Source organism: Dactylosporangium sp. CS-033363, assembly GCF_050942475.1.
Lineage (GTDB): Bacteria > Actinomycetota > Actinomycetes > Mycobacteriales > Micromonosporaceae > Dactylosporangium.
In genome coordinates this window covers 796,499-809,518 of record NZ_CP192032.1, presented here as the reverse complement: position 1 = coordinate 809,518, position 13,020 = coordinate 796,499, and the positions used below count along the sequence as shown (strand labels likewise).

The following is a 13,020-nucleotide window of genomic DNA, read 5'->3' as shown; positions in this document are numbered from 1 at the left end:
GGATTGAACCCGCCGCCGCCCGGCTTTCGACAGGGAGGTTTGCCCGGGACGCCTATCCCCGCAGGTCGGCGGGTGAAAGTTGCACGTCGGTGAGCTGCTCGGACAGGGCCCAGAGGCGCTTGGCGTCGGCCTCGTCGGCGGCCTTCGGATCGGGCTGCACGACGCTGGGCCAGCCGCGGAACTCGCGGAACTTGTCGGGCCCGATGAACTGCCCGCTCGCGGCCCTGGGCTCGGTCGCGGCGTAGAGGATGTTCAGCGCGCCCTGGGCGGCCGGCATCGCGAACATCGCGTTGCCCATGCGCATGAACAGCTTGGCGCCGCCGGTCGGGCCGGAGGTCTGCAGGTTGGTCGCGGAGTACCCGGGGTGGGCGAGGATGCTGCGCTTGGTCGTGCCGGCGAGCCGGCGGTGCAGCTCGAGCCCGAACAGCACGTTGGCGAACTTGGACTGGCTGTAGAAGGCCGAGGGGTTGTACTTCGCGCCGCCGTCGAGGTCCTCGTAGTGGATGCGGCCGCCGCGGTGCAGGCCCGAGCTGACCGTGACCACGCGCTCCTGCACCAGGTCGAGGATCAGCAGGGTCAGGGCGAAGTGGCCCAGGTGGTTGGCGGCGAACTGCAGCTCGTGGCCCTGCGCGCTCAGCTGCCGCGGCGGCATCATGATGCCCGCGTTGTTGACCAGCACGTCGATGGTGCGGCGGTCGTCGTGCAGTTGCTTCGCGAGCGCCCGGACGCTGTCCAGGTCGGCCAGGTCGATGCGGGCGAGCTCGGTGCTGCCGGTGACGCCGGCGCGGGCCCGCTCGCCCTTGCCGAGGTCGCGCACGGCCATGATCACGTGCGCGCCCTTGCCGGCGAGCACCTTGGTGGTCTCCAGGCCGAGGCCGCTGTTGGCCCCGGTCACGAGAAACGTCTTGCCGGACAGGTCCGGCACCTGCTCTTCGGTCCACCTCATGCTTCCCAGGATGCCGTTTGTGGCACTCAGTGTCAACTACGGCTCGCGATGCCAAAATTGCCCGTCGGGGCGTACGATGATCCGGTGAGCCTCGTGGAGCGCAAGCGCCAGCTCGTCCGGGACGAGCTGGCCGAGGCTGCCCTGAAGCTGGTCGCCTTCCAGGGCTTCGAGGAGACGACGATCGACCAGATGGCGGCGGCGGCGGGCGTGTCGCGGCGGACGTTCTTCCGGTACTTCCAGTCCAAGGAAGACGTCATCATCGAGTTCCTGAGCGACCTGGGGCGGAAGCTCAGCGAGGCGCTGCACGCGCGGCCCTCGTCGGAGGCGCCGGACGAGGCGCTGCGGCAGGCGCTGCGGGTGTTCACCGACACGTTCTGGGAGCACCCGGAGAAGTCGTCGCGGCTGGCCCGGGTGACGGTGGAGACGCCGGCGCTGCTCGGCCGCTACCTGGAGCGCCAGGTGGCTTGGAAGCAGACGCTGACTCTCGAACTCGCCCGGCGCATGTCGATGGGGGCGTCGGATTTGCAGCCTTCGGTGCTGGTCGCCGTCGCGTTCGCGGCGTTCGACACGGCGTTGATGCGCTGGGCCCTGCACCCCGACGAGGATCTGAACGCCCTCGTCGAGGAGTGCTTCGCCCTGGCTTTCTAGGCCTGGCTTTCTAGGCCTGGACCATGCAGCCCCAGCCGTCGTAGATGCCGTCGTGGCTCTCGACTATGCCGCGGACCTTCCAGGTCATCTCGTGGAGGGCCGGGGGCTCGACCGAGTCGCGGCGGATGGCCTGCAGCACGAAGTCGCCCTCGTCGCCGCGCTCGACGGTGACCGCGAACCCGTCCTCGCGGAGGTCCTGGGCGGACAGCTCGGCGCGGTCGGCGTCGGAGAAGTACGCGAGAAACTCCACCGCGCGCGGCGAGCTGAGCCGGTCGCCGTGCGCCTCGAGCTCCTGCACGACCTGGTTGTCGTCCATGATGTTGCGCTGCCAGGCGTCCGGGGTGAGCTCCTCGCGGACCTTGGTCCAGCCGGGGTCCGAGGCGATCGCGGTCTCCGGGGCGATGCCGTCGATCGCGGGCAGCGGCGGCGGGGTGCTGTCGGCGGGCAGGTACCCGGTGATCCGCCCGCGGTTGTCCGACAGCACGCGGCCGACGAGCGCCCCGCCGGAGGAGCGCAGGACCTGGCGGACGGCGGCGTCGAGCTCGTGGATGGCCGCCAGCTCGTCGGCCGCGGGCATGCCGCTGGCGCCGTCACCGGTGTACCGGAACTCGACGTCGAAGCGCTGCGGGAACCGGGCCACCGGGGCGGCCTCGACCGCGCCGAGGTCGATGTTGTACATCGCGAGCCGGCCGCCCACCTCGCCCGGGTAGACCGCCCAGCGCTCGACCCATGCCGGTTCCCGGCCCAGCAGCCTGCGCAGCAACCCCACGCCGTCCTCCTTGACGCCTCGTGCGTTTACGACCCCTTGGGCACCGGGAAGCTGGGCGCCTCCGGGCCCGCGTGCGACTGCTTCGGCACCATCACCCGGCGCTTGAAGACGCAGACGAGCGTGCCGTCCTGCTTGTACCCCTTGGTCTCCACCGTCACCACGCCGCGGTCGTCCTTGGACTCGGACTCGCGCTTGTCCAGCACCGTGGTCTCGCCGTAGATGGTGTCGCCGTGGAAGGTCGGCGCGGTGTGCCGCAGCGACTCGACCTCCAGGTTGGCGATGGCCTTGCCGGACACGTCGGGCACGGACAGGCCGAGCAGGATCGAGTAGATGTAGTTGCCGACCACGACGTTGCGCTTGAACTGCGTCGACGTCTCCGCGTAGTGGGCGTCGAGGTGCAGCGGGTGGTGGTTCATGGTCAGCAGGCAGAACAGGTGGTCGTCGGACTCGGTCACCGTCTTGCCGGGCCAGTGGCGGTAGACCGCGCCGACGTCGAACTCCTCGAAGTACCGGCCGAACTGCATCGTCGCCCCCTAGTTCAGGTGTCTGGCGGCAGCATGCCGGGCCGGATCGGGCACTCGATAGAGGGATGCGGGCAAGTGTGACAAAACGCAGCAAGCGGCGGGGCTCTCCCGGCGCCCGCCGCCCACGCTTCGTGCTGGTTATCTTGGTACGCCATCCACGCTCGTCGCAACGCTGCGTATAGAGACGCGCGTCACATTATCGATGGGTTGAGCGTGCTCATCACGCACTGTGATGGCCGTCCCACTACTGACAGTGAGATGTTCACCGTTTGGTAAAGTCCGGGCCCGATGGAACGCTTGAACACCCGGGGGCGCGTGCTGCGGATCGTGGCGACGCTGATCGTCGGCGCCCTCACCCTCGCGGGCAGCTTCTTCGCCGACGACACCGTGTTCCCGTTCGCGCCGTTCCGGATGTTCTCCACCGCCGACAAGCCCAACGAGCCGGTGCTCGTGCTGCGCACCGACGGCATCGACACCGCGGGCCGGAAGTTCGAGCTCAACGAGCGCAACGCGGGCGTGCGGCGGGCCGAGATCGAGGCGCAGATCGAGCGCTTCAAGGCCGACCCGGCGCTGCTGCACTCGGTCCAGGAGTCGTACGCCGCCCGCAACCCCGGCAAGCCGCCGCTGGTCGAGGTGGACATCGTGGAGGTGCAGCACCACCTGCGCCATTCCCAGCCGACGGGGGAGATCACCGAGGTGGTTCTGGCGAGGTACCGGCCATGACGCGCTGGCTGTTCGCACCCGTGCCCAAGGCGCGCATCGCCGCCTTCCGCACCCTGGTGTACCTGTTCATCCCGCTCGACCTGGTGTTCTTCAGCGCCTGGATCAAGTCGCACGGCAACCTGCCGGGCAACCTCTACCAGCCGCTCGTGGTGGGCGACCTGCTGCACCTGCCGACCCCCACCCACCTGCTCGTGAACGCGATCTACTGGGCCCTCATCCCGCTGTCGCTGCTCGCCGCGACCGGCCGCGCCCCGCGCCTGCTCGGCTGGGCGGTCTTCGCGCTCTACTTCGAGTGGATGATCATCGCGATGAGCTACGGCAAGATCGACCACGATCGGTACGCGATCCTGGTCGCCCTGGCCGCGCTGCCCACCGCCGGCCGGGCCCGGCACGGCGACCAGACCCCGTCGGAGGCGGGCGGGTTCGCGCTGCGGGTCACCCAGATCGCCGTCATCGCCACGTACTTCCTGGCCTCGGTGGCCAAGTTCCGCTACGGCGGGCTGGAGTGGCTCACCGGCGCGACGCTGACCCGCTCGTTCATCCGCCGGGGCACGTTGGCGGCGCAGTGGCTGCTGCAGATCCCGGGCTTCACGACGGTGTCGCAGTTCGGGATCGTGGGGTTCGAGCTGCTCAGCCCGATCGTGTTCGTCGTGAGGCCGAAGTGGCGCTATCTGCTCGTGGCCGGGTTCTACGTGTTCCACCTGCTGACGTTCGCGCTGATCACGATCTCGTTCGTGCCGCACCAGATCGCGATGGCCGGCTTCCTGCCGCTGGAGAAGGTCACGCCGATCGCCTGGTTCCGCCGCTGGCGTTCCCGCTCGTCCGCGCTCGACGCTTCCTCGCTCTCGTCCGCCTCGAGTTCCCCGTCGCCCTCGGCCGGCGAGCTTGAGGGCGGCGACCGTTCCCGCCACGACGGGCCCGAGGAGCCGGCGCCTACAACAGCGTGAGCTGCTCGCTTTCCTGGCCGTTCGGCCTGCCGTTCTCCGGGCCGTTCTCGCGGCCGGACGCCGCCTTCGCCGGGCGCGGGCTGTCGGTGGGACGCGGGCTGTCGGTGGGGCGCGGGCTGCCGGTGGGACGCGGGTCGTCGACGTTGCGGGTCGAGCCGAAGTCGCCGGCGTTCATGCCGTGCCGGCGGGCGGCGAGCCGGACGCGGGCGGCGATCTCCCGCTGGTAGGACTGCGGCGCGTACGAGCCGTTGCCGTACAGCTCCCGGTACCGCGGCCCGAGTTCGGGGTGTTCGCGCAGGAGCCACTCGCGGTACCACTCGCGGGCGCCCGGCCGCAGGTGCAGGGCCAGCGGCACGATGCTCGCCGCCCCCGCCGCCGACAGGGCCGCCACCGTGGCGTCGATGGACTCCGGGGTGTCGGTCAGGCCGGGCAGGATCGGGGCCATGAGCACCCCGACCGCGAACCCGGCGTCGGAGAGCCTGCGAATGGCGTCGAGCCGGCGGCGCGGGCTGGGCGTGCCGGGCTCCACCGCCCGCCAGTAGTGCTCGTCGACGAAGCCGACCGACATGGACAGGCTCACCGACGTCACCGAGGACGCCTCCATGAGCAGGTCCAGGTCGCGCATGATCAGCGTGCCCTTGGTGAGGATCGAGAACGGGTTGGCCCGGTCGCGCAGGGCGGTGAGGATCTCGCGCATCAGCTTGTACCGCCCCTCGGCCCGCTGGTACACGTCGACGTTCGTGCCCATCGCGAGGTGCGCGCCCGACCAGCTCCGGGCGGACAGCTCGCGGCGCAGCACCTCGCCCGCGTTGACCTTGACCACGACCTGCGAGTCGAAGTCGTGCCCGGCGTCCAGGTCGAGATACGTGTGCGTGTGCCGGGCGAAGCAGTTGTGGCTGACCACCCCGTTGGCGATGAAGTCCCCGGTGCCGGTCGTGATGTCGAACATCGGCACGTCGACGCCCAGCGGCTCGACGCTCACCACGCGCAGCGACTCGTCCCCGCGAACCAGCTCGCCGGCCGGAACGCCGACGCCGCGGGCCGGGGCGAACAGCAGCCCGAACCGCACGCGCTCGCGCGGCCCGCCGAGCACCCGGACGCCGGCCGCCTCACCGTCGCCGCGGTCGGTCCGGAAGCCGGCCGCGTTGCCGTCGCCGCGATCGGTCCGGAGACCGGCCGCACTGCCGTCGCCCCGGGCCGGGTCGCGGGCGGGACGGAAGCCGTCGAACGGGTCGTCGGCCGCGGTGGCGAAGCCGGCCCGCTCCAGGCACTCGACCAGCCAGTCGACGACGACCTTGTCGACCACGTCGAAGCGGGGCAGGCCGCCGGACAGGGTGCCGGTGGCGTCGTAGAGGCCGGCCACGAAGCCGAGGCCCCACGCGCGGCCGGGCTGCTCCGGCCAGTCGAGCACGGCGCTGGCATCGCGGACGCTCGCCCCCGCGTACTCCCGGGAGTCGTTGGTCAGCGCGTGCAGCCCCCCGCAGGCGGCGGCGTAGTCGTGGACCCGGGCCAGTACCGCGGAGGGAACCTGGGTGGCGTGGCCGTCGCCGTTGACGAAGCCGCAGAGGTAGCCCCGGCGGTAGGCGGGCGCGTCCACCGGCGGGGCGGGCGGCAGCAGGCCGAACCCGGCGAGCCGGTTGGCGGGGGTCAGGTGGGGCCGGCGGCTGCGGCCGTGCCGGGCGCCGGTCACGTGCTTCCAGCCCCGGTCGGTCAGGAAGCGGTGCTCGCCGGAGGCCACCAGCGCGGTGCCGTCGGCGAGGGTGACCCGGTGGGCGGGCTTCACGGTCTGCCAGTGGGCCAGCACGCGGGTGGTGGTGTAGCGGCGCAGGCGCCCGTCGCGCACGGTGCCGGCGATCTCGTCGCCGACCCGCAGCTCGGCCAGGGGACGGCTGGTGCCGTCGGCCATCAGGATCGCGGTGTCGCCGGTCAGGCAGTAGACGCAGGCGTGTGAGCAGCCGCGGTACGGGTTGATCGTCCACTGGAACGGCACGCGCGAGGCCCCGGACACCTTGTTGATCAAGGATTTGGCCTGGACCTCGTAGAACGTCATGCCGCGGAACTCGGGCGTGTCGAAGGTCCGGGCGACGGCCCCGGGCAGGGCGAGCGGAAGTGCTCGCGGCTGCCCGGGGTCACCGGTGCCAGGACCGCCAGTCGCCTTGAGGTTGTCCCATCGCACGACCCCATTCGAACACGTGTTCTAAGGGGATGCAAGGCGCCCCGGCGGGGTACTACCGAACGTCAGGCCTTGGTGACGGAGTCGGCGTCCTCGGCCGGCTCGGCGTCCGCCGTCTCGGCCGCCTTGGCCTCGGCCACCTTGGCCTTGACCTCGGACATGTCGATGTCGCGGGCCTGCTGGATCAGCGACTCGAGGGCCTGCTGGGGCAGGGCGCCGGGCTCCGAGTACAGCGCCACGCCGTCGCGCACGATCATCAGCGTCGGAATCGAACGGATGTTGAACTCGGCGGCGAGCATCTGCTCGGCCTCGGTGTCCACCTTGCCGAACGTGATGTCCGGGTTGGCCTCGGACACGCGCTCGTAGACCGGTGCGAACATCCGGCAGGGGCCGCACCAGGAGGCCCAGAAGTCGACGAGGGTGATGCCCTCGCCACCGATCTTCTCGGCGAAGTTCTCCGCGGTCAGCTCTACGGTTGCCATGCTTTTCAGCTCCGATCCCTCATGGCGTCCTCGGGTATGCACCGTCATAACCAGATACCCCTTACCTGCATTCCCAACCGGTCGGGGGGATGATGGTCACGTGGCAGCGATCGAACGCCCGGTCTTCGTCTTCGACGGCGACTGTGCCTTTTGTTCATCATGCGCCCGGTTCATCGAGCGGCGCATCAGGCCCGCCGCCGACGTGGTGGCCTGGCAGTTCGCCGACCTCGCCGGGCTCGGCCTGAGCGAGGAACAGGTGAGCTCGGCCGTCTACTACGTGGCCCCCGGACGGGTGACGGCCGGCCCGGCGGCCATCGCCGACCTGCTCAAGCGCGCGGGTGTGGTCTGGCGGGCGGCGGGCGCCGTGCTGGGTCTGCGGCCGATCACCGCAACGGCCTGGCCGGTGTACCGCTGGGTCGCCCGAAACCGCCACCGCATGCCCGGCGGCACCGCGGCCTGCGCCCTCCCGCCCGACCACCCCGCCCGCGCCGCGTAGCGGCCGAGACCGGGCGCGGCGCGCCGCAACCGAAATGCACGGGCAAAATGGCGCCAAGGCGGTCCTTTCGGCATACGCTCGGCGGTGGGAGGTTGCCATGCCGAGCAAGCCCGCATCCGGCCCGTCCGGCCGTCCGGCCGTCGGGGTCGACCTGCCGTTGCGGCGGCAGGAGTGGGACCTGCTCGTCCGGCTGCCCCGCAGCGTGCTGGTCGCGGCGTGCGCCGGGGACGAGGACGTGGACGCCGTCGCCGGGGTCGCGGCCATCGCCGCCGGTCAACGGTCCCGCGCGCTGCTCGTCCGCGGGGTGGTGGCCGCCATCTTCGCCGAGCAGCTCACCGACAACGACATCGAGGACATCGGGCCCGGCGTGACCGCGGTGCTCGCCGACTGCGGATACGCGGTGCGCCTGCTGGCCGAGCGCCTCGGGCCGGACATCGCCCTCGCGTACGGCGAGTGGCTGATGGACATCGCCGCCAGCGTCGGGCGGACCGCCTGGGAGGCCGGGCGGATCCGGCTCGGCGGGGTGGAGATCCACCTGGCGGAGCGCCGCTTCGTCAACGGCATCGGCCGCGAACTGGCCCAGGCCCTGCACCGCTGAGGGCGAATCCGGCGCGTCGCGTGCGCCGACTGTGAACTGGCGCGCGCCAACCCCGGCGCGCCGCGAACGCCGGTCGGGTGGGCTGGGCAAACCTTCTCACCCGGCTGGCCTCCAACTCCGGACGCCCCAATACAGTGCCCGGATGGAAATCGAGCTGCCGGTGGGCGTCGGCCCCTGGGAGGGCCCCTGGCCCACCGAGGCCCACTACGACCCCGAGCTGCTCGCCGCCGGCGACCGGCGCAACGTCGTCGACCGGTACCGCTACTGGCGCCTGGACGCGATCGTCGCGGACCTCGACACGCGGCGGCACCCCTTCCACGTCGCCGTCGAGAACTGGCAGCACGACCTGAACATCGGCACCGTGGTACGCAACGCCAACGCCTTCCTCGCCGCCGAGGTGCACATCGTCGGGCGGCGGAGGTGGAACAGGCGCGGCGCCATGGTCACCGACCGCTATCAGCACGTGCGCCACCACTCCGACGTCGAGTCCTTCCTGGCGTGGACCGAGGCGGCCGGGCTGCCGCTGATCGGCATCGACAACCTTCCGGGCGCCCGCGCGCTGGAGCGGGCCGAGCTGCCCGAGCGGTGCGTGCTGCTCTTCGGCCAGGAGGGCCCTGGCCTCTCGGAACCCGCCCATGCGGCGTGTGCCGCGGTGTACTCCATCGCGCAGTACGGCTCCACGCGCTCCATCAACGCCGGCGTCGCCAGCGGGATCGCCATGCATACCTGGATCCGTCAGTACGGGGTCGGAAACTCCTGAACGGCCTTACCGTGGGTACATGGGTGTCGCAGTCAGCTGTCCCCGCTGTGGTGGTCCGGTGCGGCCGCCGGACCTGATGCACTCCGACTGGCGCTGCGATGGCGACGGTGCCGTGCTGCCGTTGCACGTCGCGCACCACATCGGCCCCGAGATCGTCGACGCGGCCAAGGCCAAACTGATCGCGGCCGCCACGCGGGCCGGGGACAAGCGCCCCACGCCCCTGTGGTGCCCGTGGCCCCTGCCGACCGGGTGGACCATGACCGGGCTCGGGTGGGTCGGTGACGAGCGTTCGGGTGTACGGGCAACCGCCGTCGCCTGCAGCGGCCCCGGCCCGGTGGAGCACGGCCCGGCCGACTGCGTGATCATCGCCGAGGAGCCCGGCATCGGCCTGGGCACCCGGTTCGCCGGCATCCCGGGCACCGATCCGGGCCCGTTCTTCGACGGGGACATCGCCACCACCACCGCGCACGCGCGGGTCAAGGCCTCGGGCTGGCCGACCCCGCTGTGGATGGCGAAGTCGCCGGAGGATCGATGCGCGTACGTCGGCGAGGCGGCCGGCATGTGGATCTACGTCGTCACCTGGCCCGCCGCGGCCGGTTATCTCCTGGAGGAGGAGCTGGACCTGCACGATCTCGCCGAGGACATTCCCGCGCACCTGGTTTACGGCGCGCCGTCGCCGTATCTTCACGGCAAGGCGTAGACAGCCGCGACTAGGATCGGGCTCCGAGCCGCAAACCGCTCGGCGCGGCGCAACTGCACCCTGAGCCGCGTAGCTGATACGCTGAGTTCGCCGGGGCGTTGGTGCGCAGCGCCACGGGGAGGGGATTGACGGCGATGGTCAAGAAGGTCCTCACCTGGGGAAGCATTGCCTTCCTGATTTTCTTCGTGGCATATCGGCCACAGTCGGCCGCCGAGGTGTTCAAGTCCATCGGCGGAGGCATCATGGACATCGCCACGGGGTTCGGCGACTTCTTCTCGAGCCTCGTCGCCTAAGGCCCGCACATGTCGACCGGCGCCGAGCCTCCAGAGGACGAACCGAACGCCCGGCGAAACCAGGACCGGGACACCGAGCCGATCCCGCGTGCCCGACCGGGCTCCCGCCCCGAGTCGCACGCCGACTACTCCGCCGACGAGCCCGAGTACTCGCCGACCTCCGACTACGAGGCCGTCCGCGACGCCGAGGCGTCCCGCGGATCCGCGCACGCCGACTACACCACGGACGGCGACGAGTACCTGTCGGACCCGTATGCCGACCCGATGACCGACGGGGCGCATGCGCGTGGGGCGGCCGCCCCGCAGTACAGCGGCGCTCCCCCGTCCTTCTCGCAGGACGAGTTCGCGCGGCTCCAGGGCGGCGACTCGGTCCCGTCCGTCCCGCCGGGCAGCCGGATGGCGCCGCTGGAGGACGAGGCGAGCCGGCACGCGGCGCGCTATCTGTTCCCGACGGAGAAGTTCCGCGGTGAATGGAAGCGGCACTGGATCCAGCTCGCGAAAGAGGGCGGGATCGCGATCTTCGCGACCATCGCGATGGGCTACATCGCCGGCTGGCTCACCAAGCACGGCCAGGACCAACTGCGCACCGCGGTCGTCGTGATCTGGGCCGTGGTGATTCTCTGGTGCGCCTGGAAGGTCGCCGACTGGTGGTACGACCGATTCATCCTGACCAACAAGCGGGTGATGGTCGTTTCGGGCATTTTCACGCGCAATGTTGCGATGATGCCGCTGCAGCGGGTCACGGACATGAAATACGTGCAGTCATTGACGGGCCGGATGTTCGGCTACGGCCATTTCGAGCTGGAGTCGGCCGGTCAGGATCAGGCGCTGCGCAATATTCGCAACCTGCCCAACCCGAATGAGCTCTACCTGCGCATCGTCGAGGAGATGTACGAGCCGGAGGCCGTCGAGGCCCGCCTGGGCCGTGCGGTCACCGGCGAGGACGACGGCACCTGACGCTGAGAGTTCGCTGAAAACTGGGCCCGGCATGCAACCTCAGGGACCCTTCGTTGCGTCTATGAACGTGGGCGCGGAGGGTGGAGGGGGCGGCCGGTGCCGGACGACGCAAAGTTCCGCGAGGAAGATTTCCGTGAGTTCGTCGGGCTTCGCTCCAAGGCGCTGTTGCGCACGGCCTACCTGTTGGCCGGCGACTGGGCGACCGCGGAGGACCTCCTCCAGATCGCGCTGACGAAGACCTTCCTCGCGTGGAAGCGGCTCGGGCACATCGAGGCCGTCGAGCCGTACGCGCGCCGCGTGCTCGTCAACACCGCGACCAGCTGGTGGCGCCGGCGCTGGCACGGCGAGCGGCCCACCGAGATCCTCCCCGAGAGCGCCGCCGCCGACCAGCTCGAGGAGAGCCTGGAGCGCGACGCCATGTGGCGGCACGTGAAGGCCCTGCCCAACCGGCAGCGGGCCGTGCTCGTGCTGCGGTACTACGAGGACCAGTCCGAGGCCGAGACCGCCCGCCTGCTGGGCGTGTCCGTCGGCACCGTCAAGAGCCAGACCTCCCGCGCCCTGGCCACGCTGCGCGAGAAGCTCAGCGCGGAGGGTGTACGCCCCTCCACCAAACCCCAGCCCGCCCGGCCTCCCACCGAGTCCGTGCCGCTGCCCGTCGCCGCACCTGTGACGGACGAAATTGCGGTCATCGAGGACCCGGAACAACCTTTTGCCGAGGCTGAGGCGCTTCTACCCGCGGACACCGTGGTGGAAGAGCCGGTTGAAGTCTGACCATGCGGTTGGGTTTGGAGACGTGACAACCATGCTGGAAGACGAGCTCCGCGAAACGTTCGCGGCCAGGGCGGGCAACACCCCGCCGGGGTCGCTGGCGTCGCTGGACGGGTTCGCCGACGCCGCGATCAGCGGCGCCGCGCGGGTCCGGCGGCGGCGGCGCGTCGCGATGAGCGGGTTGACCGGGATCGTCGCGCTCGGTGCCGCCTCCGTGGCGGTCCTGTACACGCTGACCACCGGCGCCCCCGGCGGCGCACCGCAGCCCCCGGCGCCCAACGCCCAGGGCAGCCCCTCGCAGCACCCGGCGGCCGAGCAGACCCCCACCGCCCCGGTCACCCCGTCGGAGATGCGCGAGGTCACCGGCATCGGCCCCAGCGCCGAGGCGGCCACCCGGGTCCGGCTGCAGCTGCCGGCCAAGAGCAGCGTCACCGCGGCGTACCAGGCCAAGGACGGCTACCTGGTGGTCAACACCCAGCCCGACGGCGACAAGCAGCTCGTCCTGCAGGACGACGACGAGAAGCAGCAGGTGCTGGTCGACGAGGCGACGAACATCACGGTGGCCAAGGACGGCAGCACCGTGGCCTGGGCGTCCAAGGGCAAGATGAACGTCGGCACCCGCAGCGACGAGAACGCCAAGTCGATCTCCAAGGAGAACTCGGTCGACGTGCCGCAGGACACCGAGCCGGTCACCTTCGTGGGGACCAACCTGGTGGTCAGCAACGACGACAAGGGCTTCGACGTCTGGCACACCGAGCGGGGGTACAGCCCGACCTGGGACGCCACGGTCGTGCGCGTGTTCGGCGGCACCCCGGACAACGGCGGCGTCTACGCGGAGCTCAAGGCGGTCGCGGCCGGCGAGACGGCGATGTGCCTGGCCCTGCTGAAGTTTGACCAGCCGTTCAAGATCATGAACAAGATCTGCGGGCTGCCGGTCGCCGACAAGGCGGGCGCCCGGATCTCACCCGACGGGCGCTGGCTCGCCTACCCGGTGGTGGGGGCGAAACAGGTGGCGATCGTGGACCTCACCTCGGTGTTCACCGGCGGCAAGCCCAAACTGTGGAACCTGACGGTGACGAGCAAGACCGTCTGGCTCAACGCCAAGGCGTTCGTGGTGGACAACGGCAAGAAGTTCGTCAAGCTCGACCCGGGCGGCCAGGCGGACAAGGTGGAGACGCTCGACGAGGACAGCGACGGCGTCGTGCTCATCGAACCGCTCACACAGAAGTGACGCCT

The 13,020-nt window shown here is 70.7% G+C and carries 16 protein-coding genes; 11 read left to right on the top strand and 5 right to left on the bottom strand.

Translation table 11 applies throughout. The features are described from left to right. Positions 1-52: 52 nt before the first annotated feature. Entirely contained in the window at positions 53-946 is an 894-nt protein-coding gene (locus tag ACQPZ4_RS03860; RefSeq protein ID WP_433056173.1) for an oxidoreductase, read from the bottom strand. Between the two features lie 84 nt (positions 947-1,030). On the opposite strand from ACQPZ4_RS03860, the gene ACQPZ4_RS03855 reads away from it, so the two are divergent. After that, positions 1,031-1,594 carry a TetR family transcriptional regulator gene (locus tag ACQPZ4_RS03855; RefSeq protein ID WP_433056171.1) on the top strand — a complete coding sequence of 188 codons (564 nt, stop codon included), beginning with the start codon at positions 1,031-1,033 and terminating at the stop codon, positions 1,592-1,594. A 10-nt stretch (positions 1,595-1,604) separates the two neighbouring features. On the opposite strand, the gene ACQPZ4_RS03850 is transcribed toward ACQPZ4_RS03855, so the two are convergent. Further along, positions 1,605-2,363 (bottom strand): DUF695 domain-containing protein, encoded by a 759-nt coding sequence (locus tag ACQPZ4_RS03850; protein WP_433056169.1) that lies wholly within the window; start codon positions 2,361-2,363, stop codon positions 1,605-1,607. Between the two features lie 26 nt (positions 2,364-2,389). Further along, a complete protein-coding gene (locus tag ACQPZ4_RS03845; protein WP_433056167.1) occupies positions 2,390-2,887 on the bottom strand; it encodes a MaoC family dehydratase in 498 nt (165 codons plus the stop codon). A gap of 288 nt (positions 2,888-3,175) precedes the next feature. Between ACQPZ4_RS03845 and ACQPZ4_RS03840 the strand changes: the two genes are divergently transcribed. Both ACQPZ4_RS03840 and ACQPZ4_RS03835 read left to right on the top strand, forming a co-directional pair. Then, positions 3,176-3,610 carry a hypothetical protein gene (locus ACQPZ4_RS03840; protein ID WP_433056165.1) on the top strand — a complete coding sequence of 145 codons (435 nt, stop codon included), beginning with the start codon at positions 3,176-3,178 and terminating at the stop codon, positions 3,608-3,610. Then, complete coding sequence (locus ACQPZ4_RS03835; protein ID WP_433056163.1) at positions 3,607-4,557, top strand: MFS transporter permease; 951 nt, start codon at positions 3,607-3,609, stop codon at positions 4,555-4,557. Before ACQPZ4_RS03840 ends, ACQPZ4_RS03835 begins: the two co-directional genes overlap by 4 nt. Here the strand turns inward: ACQPZ4_RS03835 and ACQPZ4_RS03830 are convergent. Together ACQPZ4_RS03830 and trxA are read right to left on the bottom strand one after the other, a co-directional pair. Continuing rightward, complete coding sequence (locus ACQPZ4_RS03830; RefSeq protein ID WP_433056161.1) at positions 4,544-6,733, bottom strand: intein-containing Rv2578c family radical SAM protein; 2,190 nt, start codon at positions 6,731-6,733, stop codon at positions 4,544-4,546. The genes ACQPZ4_RS03835 and ACQPZ4_RS03830 overlap by 14 nt on opposite strands. A gap of 62 nt (positions 6,734-6,795) precedes the next feature. After that, positions 6,796-7,212 carry a thioredoxin gene (trxA, locus tag ACQPZ4_RS03825; protein WP_433056159.1) on the bottom strand — a complete coding sequence of 139 codons (417 nt, stop codon included), beginning with the start codon at positions 7,210-7,212 and terminating at the stop codon, positions 6,796-6,798. Between the two features lie 100 nt (positions 7,213-7,312). Between trxA and ACQPZ4_RS03820 the strand changes: the two genes are divergently transcribed. From ACQPZ4_RS03820 to ACQPZ4_RS03785, 8 genes are all read left to right on the top strand, one after another. After that, positions 7,313-7,708, top strand: a complete 396-nt coding sequence (locus ACQPZ4_RS03820; RefSeq protein WP_433056157.1) for a thiol-disulfide oxidoreductase DCC family protein — start codon at positions 7,313-7,315, stop codon at positions 7,706-7,708. A 97-nt stretch (positions 7,709-7,805) separates the two neighbouring features. Further along, positions 7,806-8,306: a hypothetical protein gene (locus ACQPZ4_RS03815; RefSeq protein WP_433056155.1), complete on the top strand. Its 501-nt coding sequence runs from the start codon at positions 7,806-7,808 to the stop codon at positions 8,304-8,306. Positions 8,307-8,448: 142 nt separating this feature from the next. After that, on the top strand, positions 8,449-9,066 hold the full coding sequence (locus tag ACQPZ4_RS03810; protein ID WP_433056153.1) for a TrmH family RNA methyltransferase: 618 nt from the start codon (positions 8,449-8,451) through the stop codon (positions 9,064-9,066). 19 nt (positions 9,067-9,085) lie between these two features. Next, on the top strand, positions 9,086-9,766 hold the full coding sequence (locus ACQPZ4_RS03805) for a DUF6758 family protein (protein WP_433056151.1): 681 nt from the start codon (positions 9,086-9,088) through the stop codon (positions 9,764-9,766). A gap of 134 nt (positions 9,767-9,900) precedes the next feature. Then, positions 9,901-10,059 (top strand): hypothetical protein, encoded by a 159-nt coding sequence (locus ACQPZ4_RS03800; RefSeq protein WP_203853873.1) that lies wholly within the window; start codon positions 9,901-9,903, stop codon positions 10,057-10,059. 9 nt (positions 10,060-10,068) lie between these two features. Then, the gene (locus ACQPZ4_RS03795; protein ID WP_433056149.1) at positions 10,069-11,016 is read left to right on the top strand and encodes a PH domain-containing protein; all 948 of its coding nucleotides are present in this window, start codon (positions 10,069-10,071) and stop codon (positions 11,014-11,016) included. 96 nt (positions 11,017-11,112) lie between these two features. Beyond that, positions 11,113-11,787 carry a SigE family RNA polymerase sigma factor gene (locus ACQPZ4_RS03790; RefSeq protein WP_433056146.1) on the top strand — a complete coding sequence of 225 codons (675 nt, stop codon included), beginning with the start codon at positions 11,113-11,115 and terminating at the stop codon, positions 11,785-11,787. Positions 11,788-11,818: 31 nt separating this feature from the next. Continuing rightward, a complete protein-coding gene (locus ACQPZ4_RS03785) occupies positions 11,819-13,015 on the top strand; it encodes a hypothetical protein (protein WP_433056143.1) in 1,197 nt (398 codons plus the stop codon). The last annotated feature ends 5 nt before the right edge of the window (positions 13,016-13,020 follow it).